General features: G+C 68.8%; 11 protein-coding genes. 8 read left to right on the forward strand and 3 right to left on the reverse strand.

Features of this window, described 5'->3' with window-relative positions; all coding sequences use genetic code 11:
* Positions 1 to 16 precede the first annotated feature (16 nt).
* Positions 17 to 961: a mycothiol synthase gene (mshD, locus tag DFJ64_RS07590; protein WP_115849818.1), complete on the forward strand. Its 945-nt coding sequence runs from the start codon at positions 17 to 19 to the stop codon at positions 959 to 961.
* Between the two features lie 358 nt (positions 962 to 1319).
* Here the strand turns inward: mshD and DFJ64_RS07595 are convergent, their stop codons facing one another.
* Positions 1320 to 2396, reverse strand: coding sequence for an aldo/keto reductase (locus DFJ64_RS07595; protein WP_211310526.1), 1077 nt, complete (start codon positions 2394 to 2396; stop codon positions 1320 to 1322).
* 92 nt (positions 2397 to 2488) lie between these two features.
* Between DFJ64_RS07595 and DFJ64_RS07600 the strand changes: the two genes are divergently transcribed.
* From DFJ64_RS07600 to pstB, 7 genes are all read left to right on the forward strand, one after another.
* A complete protein-coding gene (locus DFJ64_RS07600; protein ID WP_115849820.1) occupies positions 2489 to 3406 on the forward strand; it encodes a LysR family transcriptional regulator in 918 nt (305 codons plus the stop codon).
* A gap of 252 nt (positions 3407 to 3658) precedes the next feature.
* Entirely contained in the window at positions 3659 to 5761 is a 2103-nt protein-coding gene (locus DFJ64_RS07605) for an RNA degradosome polyphosphate kinase (RefSeq protein ID WP_211310776.1), read from the forward strand.
* Positions 5762 to 5806: 45 nt separating this feature from the next.
* Positions 5807 to 6688 carry an NUDIX hydrolase gene (locus DFJ64_RS07610; RefSeq protein WP_115849822.1) on the forward strand — a complete coding sequence of 294 codons (882 nt, stop codon included), beginning with the start codon at positions 5807 to 5809 and terminating at the stop codon, positions 6686 to 6688.
* 235 nt (positions 6689 to 6923) lie between these two features.
* Positions 6924 to 8039 carry a phosphate ABC transporter substrate-binding protein PstS gene (gene pstS / locus DFJ64_RS07615; protein ID WP_115849823.1) on the forward strand — a complete coding sequence of 372 codons (1116 nt, stop codon included), beginning with the start codon at positions 6924 to 6926 and terminating at the stop codon, positions 8037 to 8039.
* Positions 8040 to 8112: 73 nt separating this feature from the next.
* A complete protein-coding gene (gene pstC / locus DFJ64_RS07620) occupies positions 8113 to 9114 on the forward strand; it encodes a phosphate ABC transporter permease subunit PstC (RefSeq protein ID WP_115849824.1) in 1002 nt (333 codons plus the stop codon).
* Positions 9114 to 10202: a phosphate ABC transporter permease PstA gene (gene pstA, locus DFJ64_RS07625; RefSeq protein ID WP_115849825.1), complete on the forward strand. Its 1089-nt coding sequence runs from the start codon at positions 9114 to 9116 to the stop codon at positions 10200 to 10202. The genes pstC and pstA overlap by 1 nt, the downstream gene beginning before the upstream one ends.
* Positions 10203 to 10241: 39 nt before the next feature.
* A complete protein-coding gene (gene pstB, locus DFJ64_RS07630; RefSeq protein WP_115849826.1) occupies positions 10242 to 11021 on the forward strand; it encodes a phosphate ABC transporter ATP-binding protein PstB in 780 nt (259 codons plus the stop codon).
* A gap of 103 nt (positions 11022 to 11124) precedes the next feature.
* Here the strand turns inward: pstB and DFJ64_RS07635 are convergent, their stop codons facing one another.
* Both DFJ64_RS07635 and DFJ64_RS07640 read right to left on the reverse strand, forming a co-directional pair.
* Positions 11125 to 12087 carry a hypothetical protein gene (locus DFJ64_RS07635; protein ID WP_147304632.1) on the reverse strand — a complete coding sequence of 321 codons (963 nt, stop codon included), beginning with the start codon at positions 12085 to 12087 and terminating at the stop codon, positions 11125 to 11127.
* A gap of 659 nt (positions 12088 to 12746) precedes the next feature.
* On the reverse strand, positions 12747 to 13742 hold the full coding sequence (locus DFJ64_RS07640; protein WP_115851905.1) for an inorganic phosphate transporter: 996 nt from the start codon (positions 13740 to 13742) through the stop codon (positions 12747 to 12749).
* Positions 13743 to 13748 lie beyond the last annotated feature (6 nt).

The following is a 13748-nucleotide window of genomic DNA, read 5'->3' on the forward strand; positions in this document are numbered from 1 at the left end:
GCGTACGGTAGCCGGTGTGGATCGCCCTGCCATTCGGGTCGCTGAGCGACTCTCTCCGGAGGAACGGGCCGCGGTCGAGCGGCTCAACCAGGCCGCCGCGCGTGCCGACGGCGTGCCCGCCCTGGACGAAGCGGCCACCTTGCGCCTCCGCTCCCAAGGCACGTCCACACATCTCCTGACTGACCACCTCGCGGCGGAGACAGGTGCACACCTGACGGGCTACGCCCGTATCGACCCAGCCGACGACGGCACCCGTCCAGCCGACGCGACCGCCGACGTCGTCGTCCATCCCGACGCGCGCGGACGAGGTCTCGGTCGCGCTCTCGTCGAGGAGGTGCTGTCCCGAGCCAACGGAGCGCCCGTACGGGTCTGGGCGCACGGATCTCACCCGGCGGCCGCTCGGCTCGCCACCGCGACCGGGTTCAGCCCCATCCGCGAGCTGTGGCTCATGAGCCACACAGCCGGCGATCCGGATGTCGACATCAGGACGCCGGGCGGGGTGAGCATTCGAACCTTCCGCCCGGATCAGGATGAGGACGCTTGGCTCGAGGCCAACCGGGCCGCCTTCGAACACCATCCCGAGCAAGGCCGCTGGACGAGAGCCGACCTCGACGCGCGCATGGCGGAGCGGTGGTTCGATCCGGACGGCTTCTTCGTCGCGATCCGGGACGGCCGTCTCGTCGGCTTTCACTGGACGAAGGTGCACGACGAGCCGGTCCGGGGTATCGGCCCTCCGCCCGTCGGTGAGATCTACGTGCTCGGCGTCGTACCAGAGGCGCAGGGCTTGGGACTGGCGAAGGCTCTCGCCGTCACGGGCCTTCGCCACCTACGCGACCGCGGGGTCCGAAACGTCGTGCTGTTCGTCGAGGCCAGCAATCCCGCGGCGATTGGTCTCTACACCAAGCTCGGTTTTCGCCACGTCGGCACCGACGTGATGTACCGACACCCTGGGCACCGGTGAACGGACGACGGCGGCACAGTGTCGGTCCGGTGTCGGTGGTCTGCGACGCCAGCCGTTCGGTGGTCCCCGCCGGGCTGGACGGCGTCGTCCACCCGGCGGGGACCACCCGAGCACGGTCGCCGAGCGTGAGGACACATAAGGAACGAGCGACCCACCGCGTCGGACAACGGAGCAAGTGACGCGGACACAGATGAGCACATGGCGGCACCGACGTGGTGGGTGACCGATCACCGGGATGGTCGATGGCCCGCCCGTGCCGTGTGTCCTCGAACGCCCCCGTCAGCGGGCTGCCGCACTCGTGGGGAACTCGCTTGTGAGGCTTTTCCTCGAGCGAGCTTGATCTCTCGTCCGGAGACGATCAGGAAGGCCAAGGGCTGCGGGCGTCGATCGCCTTCTGGGCCCGAGTGACCCAGCCCTTGTAGGACTTACCCGGGTACCACGGCATGCTGGCGATCTGGTCGAACCCGGGGATCTTCGCCACGTAGCGGTACATGCGCTCACGGGTGTCCGGGTCCGGGAGGGGACCGCGCATGGCGGCCACGTTCTCGGCCAGGTGCTTCGGGTTCGAGGTGGCCGGGATGGCGCAGGTGACGTCCGGGTTGGAGATCACCCACTTGAGGAAGTACTGCGACCAGGTCTCGATGCCGAACTCCCGCGCGAAGTCGGGCACCGGCCGGTTCCCGACGACGGCGTGCAGACGCGCCTTCTCCAGCGGCATGTTCACCAGGACGGCGGTCCCGGTCTCCCGAGCCGCCGGGAGCACCTTCTCCTCGGCGACGCGGGTGTGAATCGAGTAATGCACTTGGACGAAGTCGACGTTGCCGCGCCGCACCCAGTCCGCCAGCAGGTCGAAGTAGGCCGGCTCGTGGTGGGTGACCCCGATGAGGCGCACGCGGCCTTCCTTCTTCCACGCGTGCAGCAGCGGCACGATCACGTCGACATTGGTGAGGCTGTGGCACTGCATGAGGTCGATCGGCCGCCTCCTGGACAGCCGCTGCATCGACCGGCGCAGGTTGGATTCGGCGTGGCTGTCGTCCCACAGGTACTCGCCGGTGGACCACACCTTGTTGGCCAGGAAGGCGCGGTCACTGATCCTCATCTCGGTGATGAAGTCACCGAGGTTGATCTCCGACCTCCCGTACAGCGGCGACACGTCGAACACCCGCCCGCCGGCGCGCCAGAAGTCGCGCGCCACCTTCCTGATCCGCCCACGCCCTCGGTCAGAGAGCGTGTCGAAGGTCATGAACGAGCCGAGCCCGATCGCGGGGACCCGCTCTCCGGTGGCGGGGATGACCCGGGTGATCAGGTCTTTCGGCTCGGAGGGCGCGGAGGAGGCGGCGGCCTCGCCGGCGAGCATGGACGGCACGACGGCTGCGGCGGCACCGAGCCCTCCGGCCTTCATCAGCTGCCGCCTGGTCGGGTTCCACTCCTGCATCATCCGTCCTTTCCTCAGCTGCGCGACCATCTTGGCCGCGAGGGCTCGCGGAGATCCAAGTCCGAATAGGTGGGGCGGTATACCTTGCGGGTATGCCGGTGGACTTGCGGTTGATGCGCTACGTGATCGCTATCGCCGAGGCAGGAAGCTTCGAGGCGGCCGCCGAGCGGCTGCACATGACCCAGCCACCGCTCAGCCGCCAGATCCGTGACCTGGAGCGCGAGCTCGGCGTCCAGCTGTTCCATCGCCGCCCCACCCGGCTCACCGACGCGGGCAAGGTGTTCGTCGAGTCAGCCCGCCAGGTGTTGGAGGAGGCGGAACGCGCGGTCGAGCGGACCCGGGAGGCCGCGGGCCTGTCACGTGGCCTGGTGCGGGTCGGCTACACCGTGACGGCAGCCTTCGAGGAGATGCCCAAGCTCTTCGCCGCGATGCGCGAACGCCACCCCGGTATCCGCGTCGACGCACGCGAGGCATGGGACGCCGAGCTCGCCGCCGCGGCCAGCAACGGTGAGGTGGACGTGTTGCTGGGCAGGCACCTGCCCATTCCCGCCGGCTTCACCACGGAGGTCTTGCGTCGCGAGGACTTCGTCGTGGTCGTCGGCTCCGGCCGCCCGTTGGCGACACGGACATCCGTGGCTCTCCGCGACCTGCGCGGCCAGACCTTGCGCTTCTTCCCCCGCCACTTCGCGCCCGTCTACTACGACCACGTGCTGGCCGCGCTCAGCAGCACCGGCGAGACGTTCGACGTGTGGGAGAACCCCCTCCCGGGTCTTCGCAACCTGACCCTCAACCTGGGCGAGGAAGGGTTCATGTTCCTGCCCCGCTCCGTGGGCCGGCAGCTTCCCGCAGGGATCACCTGCCTGACCGTCACCGACGAGCTGCCCCCGATCGAGCTAGCCATCTCCTGGGCGCGCCAGACCACCCCGGCGGTGATCGCGCTCGTGCACACCGCCCGTCGGCTGGCCCGACGGGAGGGCTGGCTACGCGGCCGCCGCCCGGCGCGCGCGTGACCGTCCTCGGAAAGCCGGCACGCGGCGACCATGGTGCGGCTCGGCCGCGACGGCCGCCCGCGCGGTTCTTCCGTGAGGCCCGGTGAGCGCCGTTCGTCTTCCTTGGTCCTTTGCGCCCACCGCTGGCGGAATCGGACACCACGTCCGCGGGCGTGGACGAGCCCGTCGCTTCGTCCGGCCTCGACGGGTACGGCAGAGTGGTTCAGCAACCGGACCTCGAGGTGCCACGATGGCTACGTGACGACCCAGGAGCTGCGGCCAGGTGCCACGTCGTACGACGTCGAGCCGCCGTACGACGTCACCGCCACGGGCCTGCCGAGCGACCGCTTCCACGATCGTGAGCAATCCTGGCTGCAGTTCAACGAGCGCGTCCTCGAGCTCGCCGAGGACCCCTCGGTTCCCCTCCTCGAACGGGTGCGGTACCTCGCGATCTTCGCCCGCAACCTCGACGACTTCTTCATGGTGCGGGTGGCGGGCCTCAAACGCCGGATGGCGGCGGGCGTCGCCGTGCGGGCGGCGTCCGGGCTGCTGCCGCGTGAGGTCCTCACCCGGATCTGGACCTACAGCCGCGAGCTCGCGCTCCGACACGCCCGCTGCTTCCACGAGCGCATCCTCCCCTCGCTCGCCGCGGAAGGCATCGAGATCGTTCGCTGGTCCGACGTCGACGACGAGGCGCGGGGTCGGATGGCCGAGCTGTTCGCGACCCGTGTCTACCCGGTGTTGACACCGCTCGCCGTCGACCCGGCGCACCCGTTCCCGTACATCTCCGGGCTGTCACTCAACCTCGCTGTGGTCGTGCGCGATCCGGAGACCGGTGGGGAGCACTTCGCCCGCGTCAAGGTCCCGCCGATCCTGCCGAGATTCGTCCCCCTCAGCGAGCAACGCTTCGTCCCCTTGGAGGACGTCATCGCGGCCCACCTCGACCAGCTCTTCCCGGGCATGGAGATCCTGCAGCACCACACGTTTCGGGTCACGCGCAACGAGGATCTCGAGGTCGAGGAGGACGACGCGGAGAACCTCCTCCAAGCCCTGGAACGCGAGCTGCTCCGTCGACGATTCGGCCCTCCGGTCCGGCTCGAGGTGGAGTCGTCGATCGACCCGCACGTGCTGGCGCTCCTCGTCAGCGAGCTCGGGATAGCCGAGGAGGAGGTCTACCACCTCCCCGGTCCGCTGGACCTCACCGGTCTGTTCACGATCGCCGAGCTCGACCGTGCGGACCTGAAGTACCCCGCCTTCGTTCCCACCACCCACAGCGACCTCGCCGAGGTGGAGAGCTCCCAGCCGCCGGACATCTTCCACGCGGTCCGGCGGCGTGAGGTGCTGCTCCACCATCCGTACGACGCGTTCTCCACCAGCGTGCAACGCTTTATCGAGCAGGCGGCGGCGGACCCCCGAGTCCTCGCCATCAAGCAGACGCTCTATCGCACCAACGAGGAATCACCGATCGTCGATGCGCTCATCGACGCCGCCGAAGCCGGCAAGCAGGTGCTCGTCGTCGTCGAGATCAAAGCCCGCTTCGACGAGGAAGCCAACATTCGTTGGGCTCGCAAGCTGGAGCAGGCCGGCTGTCACGTCGTCTACGGCCTCATCGGCCTGAAGACCCACTGCAAGCTGTCGCTGGTCGTGCGAGACGAGCCGGGCGGTCTGCGCCGGTACGTTCACGTGGGCACGGGCAACTACAACCCCAAGACAGCGCGACTCTACGAAGATCTGGGCCTGCTCAGCTGCGACCCCGTGCTCACCGCTGACGTCGCCGCGTTGTTCAACCACCTCTCCGGATACGCCCGGACGACCACGTACGGCCGACTACTGGTGGCTCCGCGGTCGGTGCGCACCGGCCTGATCGAGCGGATCCGCCGCGAGGTCGACCATCACCGGGCGGGCCGACCCGCCCGTATCCGCTTCAAGGTCAACGCGCTCGTCGACGAGGCCATCATCGACGAGCTCTACCTCGCCTCGCAGGCCGGCCTCCCGATCGATCTGTGGGTTCGGGGGATCTGCGCCCTCAAACCCGGCGTCCCCGGCTTGTCGAGCACCATCCGGGTCCGCAGCGTGCTCGGCCGCTTCCTCGAGCATTCACGGATCTTCTCCTTCGCCAACGGCGGCGACACCGAGATCTGGATCGGCTCGGCCGATCTCATGCACCGCAACCTCGACCGCCGGGTCGAGGTGCTCGTACGCGTGCTCCACGACGACCACAGACGCCAGCTGAGCCGCCTGTTCGACCTGGCTTTCGACGAAGGGACGAGCACGTGGCACCTGCACGACACGACGTGGCGGCGGCACCACCGTGCCGCCGACGGTGAGCCGCTGCTGGACCTACAGGCACACCTGATCGAGCGACGGCGCCGGTGAGGCGCCGAGGCCCTCCGGGGCTTGGAGGGAGGACCAGCGTCAACGATGTCTGACACCACGGCTCCACACGAGCGGGTGGTCGAGGCCGCCGGGGCCGTCGTCTGGCGCCCGGCCGTGCACGATCGGGCTGAGGTCCTCCTCATCCACCGGCCTCGGTACGACGACTGGACCTTCCCGAAAGGCAAGCTCCGACCACACGAGCACGCCCTCGCCGCGGCCGTGCGCGAGGTCGAGGAGGAGACCGGGGTCCGGATCCGGCTCGGACCGCCACTACCGGCGGCACGCTACCGGCTGAGGGACGGCGGTCAGAAGCTCGTGCGGTACTGGTCGGCGATTCCACTCGGCGAGAGCGACGAGGTGGGCGTCGAGCGGAGCCGTGAGGTCGACCGTCGCGGCTGGTTTTCCTTACGGCAGGCCGCCCGCCAGCTCACCCACGCTCAGGACCGCGCGCTGTTGTCCCGTCTTCGACCTGTTCCCACCCGACCGTTCGTGGTCGTGCGACACGCCCGCGCGGTCCCGCGCGAGAGCTGGGACGGTGCGGACGCCGAACGCCCCTTGGCCGACGAGGGCGTCGCCCAGGCCGAGCGACTGGCCCCTCTCCTCGCCGCCTACGATCCCAGCCACGTGGTCGCGTCGGAAACCCGTCGCGCTATCGACACCCTGCTGCCCTACGCGCGGGGTCGCGGGCTGGAGATCGAGCCTGACCCCGCCTTCGGACCGAACGTCGACGCCGGGCACGTGCGCGAAGAGATCACTCGCTTGTTGAACTCCGTCGAGTCGACGGTGGTCAGCACACACCGAGAGACCGTACCCGCGATCTTCGAGGCCCTCGGCCTGGGCGAGGTGTCCTTGGACTACGCCGAGCTCGCGGTCGTCCACCTGGAGGTTCGCTCGCCGGTCGCAGTCGAGCGCGCCCGGGTGCACTGACCACACAGCTTCCCGCACCGCCCGACCCGCCGCGACGCCGGCTGTCGGCCTTCTGCCGTCCGTCACCTTTTCTCCACATCCGGGACAGGCGACTTCCGCCTGTCCGTCGCGGGACGTTCACCGTCCATTCACCCACATCCGAGGGCCGCGTCACCTCCCACACCTAACCTCGCAGGTGCGCTGGGGCCCCTGCGCGTATCGCTTCAGCTCAAGAACCCAACCAGGAGAGGACCCAGTGAAGCGCAACCGCTCCGGCCGCCTTTCGGCCGTCGTCGCCGCGGGGGTACTCGCACTCGCGGCGTGCGGCAACGACCCAGTGGCCTCGAACACGGGCAATGACCAGCCGACCAGCGGTGTCACCTCCGACCTCAGCGGCGAGCTCGCCGCCGGCGGCGCGAGCTCGCAGGAAGCGGCGATGCAGGCCTGGATCGCCGGCTTCCAGGAGGCCCACCCTGACGTCACGGTGAGCTACGACCCCATCGGGTCGGGCGGCGGCCGCACACAGTTCCTCGAGGGCGCCTATCCGTTCGCCGGCTCCGACGCCGTGCTCGACGAGGAGGAGAGACAGCAGTCGGTCGAGCGCTGCGGTGGCTCGCCGGCGATTCACCTGCCGGTCTACATCAGCCCGATCGCGATCGTCTACAACCTCGAGGGCGTCGACGACCTCCAGCTCTCCCCGTCCACCATCGCCAAGATCTTCAACCGCCAGATCACCACCTGGAACGATCCGGCGATCGCCGCGGAGAACCCGGGTGTCGACCTACCGGACCTGCCGATCAGCCCGGTGAGCCGCTCAGACGAGTCGGGAACGACGGAGAACTTCACCGAGTACCTGGCTGCCGCCGCACCGGAGGACTGGCCCCACGAGCCGAGCGGTGACTGGCCGGTCGAGGGCACGCAAGGCGCCCAGGGCACGTCTGGTGTCATCCAGACGGTTCGTGGAGGCCAGGGCACGATCGGCTACGCCGACGCCAGCCAGGCCGGTGACCTCGGCACGGTCAAGGTGAAGGTCGGCGACGAGTACGTCGCCTACTCGGCCGAGGCGGCCGCCAAGGTCGTCGACGCCTCGCCGCGAGTGCCGGGAGCCTCCCAGCACGACCTGGCGATCGAGCTGGACCGGACGACCACGGAGCCCGGGACCTACCCGATCGTGCTCGTCTCGTACGTGATCACCTGCCCCTCGTACGACGACGTGACCGAGGGACAGCTGGTCAAGGAGTTCCTCGGCTACATCGCGAGCGAGGAGGGCCAGCGACGGGCCGCCGACGCGGCGGGCTCGGCCCCGCTCTCGTCGGAGATGACCGAGCAGGTTCAGGCCGCCATCGAGGCGATCCAGGTCGGATCGTCCTGAGAGTCGAGGTGGCGGCGCTCTTCCCCGATGTGTCGAGAGCCCGGATCGACGGGTGCAGCCACGGAGAGCACAGATGACCACCACACAGGAGCAGCCGATACTGGCCGAGACGACACCGGTCTCCGTCCATCGTGGGAAACCATTGACGCCGCCCCGTCGACGTCGTGGCGACTTGATCTTCTTCCGCACCACCGCGGCCGCCGGGACACTCATCCTCGTGATCCTGGCGGCCGTCGCCGCGTTTCTCCTCCAGCAGGCGTGGCCCGCGGTCCAGGCCAGTCCCGCCGAGCTCGCGGAACGCATCCACTGGTTCGACGAGGACCAGACCCTGCTCGGCTACGTCGGTCCGCTCGCCTTCGGCACGCTGCTGGCCTCCGCCATCGCCTTGACGATCGCCACACCTGTCGCGGTCGGCGTCGCGCTGTTCACCTCGCACTACGCGCCACGCCCACTCGCCCAGGCGTTCGGCTACGTCGTCGACCTGCTCGCGGCGATTCCCAGCGTGGTCTACGGCTTGTGGGGCGCGCTGTGGTTGATGCCCAGGCTCCACCCGATCTACGTGTGGCTCAGCGAGAACCTCGGCTTCCTTCCGCTGTTCGAGGGTCCGGTGGCGAATCCGCCACGAACGATCCTCACCGCCGGCATCATCCTCGCGGTGATGATCCTGCCGATCATCACCGCTGTCTCGCGCGAGGTCTTCCTCCAGACCCCGAAGCTCCTGGAGGAGGCGGCCCTCGCGCTCGGCGCCACGCGCTGGGAGATGATCCGCATGGTCGTCTTGCCGTTCGGTCGGTCCGGGGTGGTGGGGGCGGCCATGCTCGGCTTGGGCCGCGCGCTCGGCGAGACGATGGCGGTCGCGATGGTGCTCTCGCCCGGCTTCAGCTACTCGCTCTTCCTCCTCAAGCCGGGTCAGCAGCAGACCACGGCCGCCAACATCGCCTTGCAGTTCCCCGAAGCGACGCCGACAGGGGTGAGCGTGCTCGTCTTCACCGGTCTGGTGCTGTTCGTCATCACCCTCGTGGTCAACATGCTGGCTCGCTGGGCGGTCTCGCGGGCCGTGGGAGGTGCCTCCTGATGGCCAAGGTGATGGTGACGGCCGGGACTCACGCGGGAACGCGACGCCTGGATCGGGTACGCCTCCATCGCCTCATCCCACCGGCGCTCCTCGTCGGCTGCCTCGCGCTCAGCGCCGTGACCTTGGGTGTCCTCGGTGACGCGCACATCGCCGCCGCAGTCGTCGTCGGCCTGGTCGCGTACGCCGTCGTGCTCGTGGCCCTCTCAGCGCTCGTCGAGGGTCGCCGACGGGCTGTGGACCGGCTCGTCACCACGCTGGTCTACGGCGCGTTCGGGCTCGCCCTCGTGCCGCTCGTCTCGCTCCTCGCGACGGTCGTCGTCAACGGGCTCGAACGGTTCGACCTGTACTTCCTCACCTACACGATGCGTGGTGTCTTCGGGGGCATGGACGCCGGCGGCGCGTACCACGCGATCGTCGGCACCCTCCTCATCACCGGCTTCGCCGCCGTCATCTCGGTGCCGATCGGCCTGCTCGCCGCCATTTATCTCGTGGAGTACGGCACCGGCCGCCTCTCCCGCGCGATCAGGTTCTTCGTCGACGTCATGACCGGTATCCCGTCGATCGTCGCCGGCCTGTTCGCCTACGCGGCGTTCGCGACCGTGTTCGGTCCCGGCATCCGGTTGGGCGTGATCGGCTCGGTCGCACTGTCCGTCCTCATGACTCCCGTCGTCATCCGTTCCTGCGAGGAGATGTTGACCTTGGTGCCGAACGACCTGCGGGAGGCGTCCTACGCGCTCGGTGTTCCGAAATGGTTGACGATCCTCAAGGTGGTGCTGCCGACCGCGACGGCCGGCATCGCCACCGGTGTCATGCTCGCCATCGCCCGCGTCATCGGCGAGGCTGCACCGCTCCTCCTCGTGACCGGCGTGGTGAGCTCCGCCAACTACAACCTGTTCGACGGGCGCATGATGAGCCTCCCCGTCTTCGTCTTCCGCTCCTACAGCCAGGGGTTGGCGCCGAGCGGGATCACCACGGTCAACTACGAGCGCGCGTGGGCCGCGGCTCTCACGCTCATCCTCATCGTCATGGCGCTCAACCTCGTCGGGCGCCTCATCCCTCGACTCTTCGTTCCCGGCGGTCGGCGCTGACCGACAGGCGCGCACGCCAGTTCGCAGTGAAGGAGTCCCATGGCCAAGCGCATCGACGTCCGTGGTGTGAACGCCTACTACGGCGACGTCGTCGCCGTCCGCGACATCACGATGCGAATCGAGCCGTGCTCGGTCACCGCTTTGATCGGACCGTCCGGATGCGGCAAGTCGACGTTCCTCCGCACGCTGAACCGCATGCACGAGGTCGTCCCAGGCGCTTGGGTGGAAGGCACCGTCCTGTTGGACGACGTTGACCTCTACGCGCCCGAGGTCGACCCCGTGGAGGTGCGACGCCAGGTCGGCATGGTCTTCCAGCGACCGAACCCGTTCCCCACCATGTCGATCTACGACAACGTGCTGGCCGGCTTCCGGCTCAACAACCGACGGCTCCGCAAGAGCGAGGCCGACGAGATCGTCGAACGATCCCTGCGGCAGGTGCATCTCTGGGACGAGGTGGAGCGGCGGCTCACCAAGTCGGGATCGTCGCTGTCGGGCGGCCAGCAGCAGCGCCTGTGCATCGCGCGGGCGATCGCCGTCGAGCCCGAGGTGCTGCTCATGGACGAGCCTTGCTCCGCGCTCGACCCGATCTCGACGCTGGCGATCGAAGACCTCATCAGTCAGCTCAAGGAGCGCTACACGATCGTCATCGTGACCCACAACATGCAGCAGGCGGAGCGGGTGTCCGACACCACCGCGTTCTTCAACGTCGCGGGACAAGGCGAGCCGGGTCACCTGGTCGAGATCGACGAGACGAAGAAGATCTTCAGCAATCCCGCGAACCCGTCCACGGAGGCCTACATCAACGGCAGGTTCGGCTGACCTTCGTCAGGCCCTCCGGCGGATCGATCCGTTCCACACCGGGCTGTTCTCGCATCGACCCGCGACAAGCGCGGCCGCGAGCTGGTGCGAGATGCCTCGCCCGTCACAGACTCGAGGTGGCATGGGCGATCCTGTTCCCGGCGGCGTCGTAGGCCGTCACGCCCTTCAGCTCGGCTGGCTCGTCGAGCCACACACCGCAGTAGCGCGACTCGTCCGGTAGGACCGCCTCACCAAGCGGCACGTCGATCTCGTGACCGTCCCGCGTCGTCGCCACGACCTTCGCGACATCGGCGTGGACGTGTGCGACCACGAGCTCGCCGTCCTCGAAGCCGCTCCGCCTGATCAGGATCTGGTCTCGTCTCACCTTCCCGACCGGTGCGGCGTCACCGCCGATGTCACCGTCATCCACGTGATGGATGTGCACGGTCTCCCACCCGTCCCTGATCCCTACGGCCCAGCGCACCTTTCCGGCGCGGCCGGACGCGGCGAGCTTCTCGCCCGGCGCGAGGAGAGTCGCGGGCGGGCTGGTGAGAAGGGAGTCTTTGAGCTCCCACGCCTTGCCGACCGATACTTCCGCCAAGGACCTGATGAACGCGTCGACGGTCGCACGACGAACGCCTCGGGCCTCGACGGCGACGAGGACATCGCCCTCCCGCCAGGTGAGAACGTGGAGATCTCGATCGGAGTGAACGGCGCCGGGGCCGCCGCGGATGTGCTGGAACTCCCCACCGACCTGCACTCGGGTCAGGAGTGACAGCGTGTCGCTGGCGTCCGTCACCCGCATGCCGATGCGTGCCGAAGGTCGGTGTCGCTTCCACTCGTAGATGTCCGCGCTCACCGTGTGGACGTCGGAGGAGCTTCTCCACACCCGTCCGCTCGCCAGCCGCGTCATTCCCGCGGGCAGGACGTCGGCTGGGATCTCGAGTGGCTCGTGGGGAACCCCGATGGCACCCTCGGGCGGGTCGAGTGCGTCCGCTGCCCGGGCGACCAGCTCAGGCGCGACGTTGCGGCCCATGACCCCGACGCACTCTTCGGTGAAATCCTTCGTCGGGATCTCCCAGCTCACCCAGAGCTCGCCGGAGCACACCACCACAGGACCACGCGTCGAGCGAGCATCCGTCGGGTCACGTGGCTTTGACCCGCAACCAAGATCTGCCCAATCCTCGCCCCAATCCCTGCCAACGACCAGAAGTGGGCCAGTCGCGGGGTCCTCAAGGTCCGGGTCGCCGTACAAGGTCAAGAGCCGGCCAGCGTCGTCGCTGAGCGAACCCTCGTCGGCTGACGCGAGCTGGACCCTGGCGATGTGGAAGCCCGGAGGCGACTCGGACGGCAGCAGCGTGGTATCGCGGGCGGTTGGCGTGCGGCTCGCGGTTGGCGCCTCCTCCGGAGCGTCGCGCGAGGAGGGGGAACCGCAGCCGAGAGTGAGGGTCAGCAGTCCCACGGACACAAGGGCAATCGTCCGAGCCCGAGTGGCCTGCATGACTGCCCCCAAGCGACCGACACGTAGCGCTGTACCGGGCACTGTAGTCAAGGAGGCGCACGCCGGGCGCCTCCTTCGCCGCGGTTCCGCCACACCGGTTTCCCGCACGGCGGAGGAGGCGCGCAGCGTCGGCATCGATCGAGGTCATCCTCCGCGTCCTCGCTGCCGGGTCGTTGGGGTCCGCCGTCCTGCTCGGTGCGTTCGGCCGGTGACGGCCGCAGAGGTGGAGCGCGCCCAGCGGTCGGTCACGGCAGGACCAGCGCGGACACCCAGTACATCCCGGCCGCCACAGCCGCGGCCATCGGGATGGTGAGCACCCAGGCGAGGACGATGTTGCCGGCGACGCCCCAGCGGACCGCGGACAGGCGCCGCGTGGCCCCGACTCCCATGATCGCGGCGCTGATCGTGTGGGTTGTGGAGACCGGCGCGTGCAACCCGATCGCCATCACGTACAGGACGGAGGACGCGGTGAGCTCGGCGGCGACGCCACGCGCCGGATCGAGCTTGATGACCCGTCGGCCGAGCGTCCGCATGATCCGCCAGCCGCCGGAGTAGGTGCCGAGCGCGATGGCGATGGCCGCCGCCAGCTTGACCCACAGCGGAACGTCGCTTCCCTCGTGCAGCCCTGCGGTCACCAGGGCGAGCACGATGACGCCCATCGTCTTCTGCGCGTCCTGCAGGCCGTGCCCGAAGGCCATCGCCGCGGCCGACACCGACTGACCCGCCCGAAAGCCGCGGTTGACCTTGTACGGCCTGGCCCGCCGGAAGATCCACAGCAGCGCCACCATGACCGCGTACGCCAGGCAGAAGCCGATCAACGGCGACAGGACCATGGGGATGGCGACCTTGCTGATGATGACCGACCAGTGGACGGTCACCGAGGCGGCGAGCCCGGCACCGATGAGCCCACCGATGAGCGCGTGGGAGGAGGAGGACGGCAGGCCCAGACGCCAGGTGATGAGGTTCCAGGTGATGGCACCGATGAGCCCGGAGAAGACGACCGTCATGCCGTGCGCGTCCACGCTCGGCGTGATGATCCCGCTCCCGATCGTGCTGGCGACGCCCTCGGAGATGAGGGCTCCGAGCAAGTTCATGACGGCGGCGAGGAACAACGCCGTCCGTGGGGTCAAGGCTCGGGTGGACACCGAGGTCGCGATGGCGTTGGCCGCGTCGTGGAACCCGTTTGTGTAGTCGAAGATGAGAGCGATCATGACGACCGCGACGACAAGGGCGAGCTCCATCGGGTC

The sequence above is a fragment of the Thermasporomyces composti genome (genome assembly GCF_003386795.1).
Lineage (GTDB): Bacteria > Actinomycetota > Actinomycetes > Propionibacteriales > Actinopolymorphaceae > Thermasporomyces > Thermasporomyces composti.

Coding starts and splice junctions, on each gene's coding strand:
- DFJ64_RS07595 (WP_211310526.1), bottom strand. CDS start 2,396: ATGCAGGAGTGGAACCCGACCAGGCGGCAGCTGATGAAGGCCGGAGGG.
- DFJ64_RS07600 (WP_115849820.1), top strand. CDS start 2,489: ATGCCGGTGGACTTGCGGTTGATGCGCTACGTGATCGCTATCGCCGAG.
- DFJ64_RS07610 (WP_115849822.1), top strand. CDS start 5,807: ATGTCTGACACCACGGCTCCACACGAGCGGGTGGTCGAGGCCGCCGGG.
- pstC (WP_115849824.1), top strand. CDS start 8,113: ATGACCACCACACAGGAGCAGCCGATACTGGCCGAGACGACACCGGTC.
- pstA (WP_115849825.1), top strand. CDS start 9,114: ATGGCCAAGGTGATGGTGACGGCCGGGACTCACGCGGGAACGCGACGC.
- pstB (WP_115849826.1), top strand. CDS start 10,242: ATGGCCAAGCGCATCGACGTCCGTGGTGTGAACGCCTACTACGGCGAC.
- DFJ64_RS07640 (WP_115851905.1), bottom strand. CDS start 13,742: ATGGAGCTCGCCCTTGTCGTCGCGGTCGTCATGATCGCTCTCATCTTC.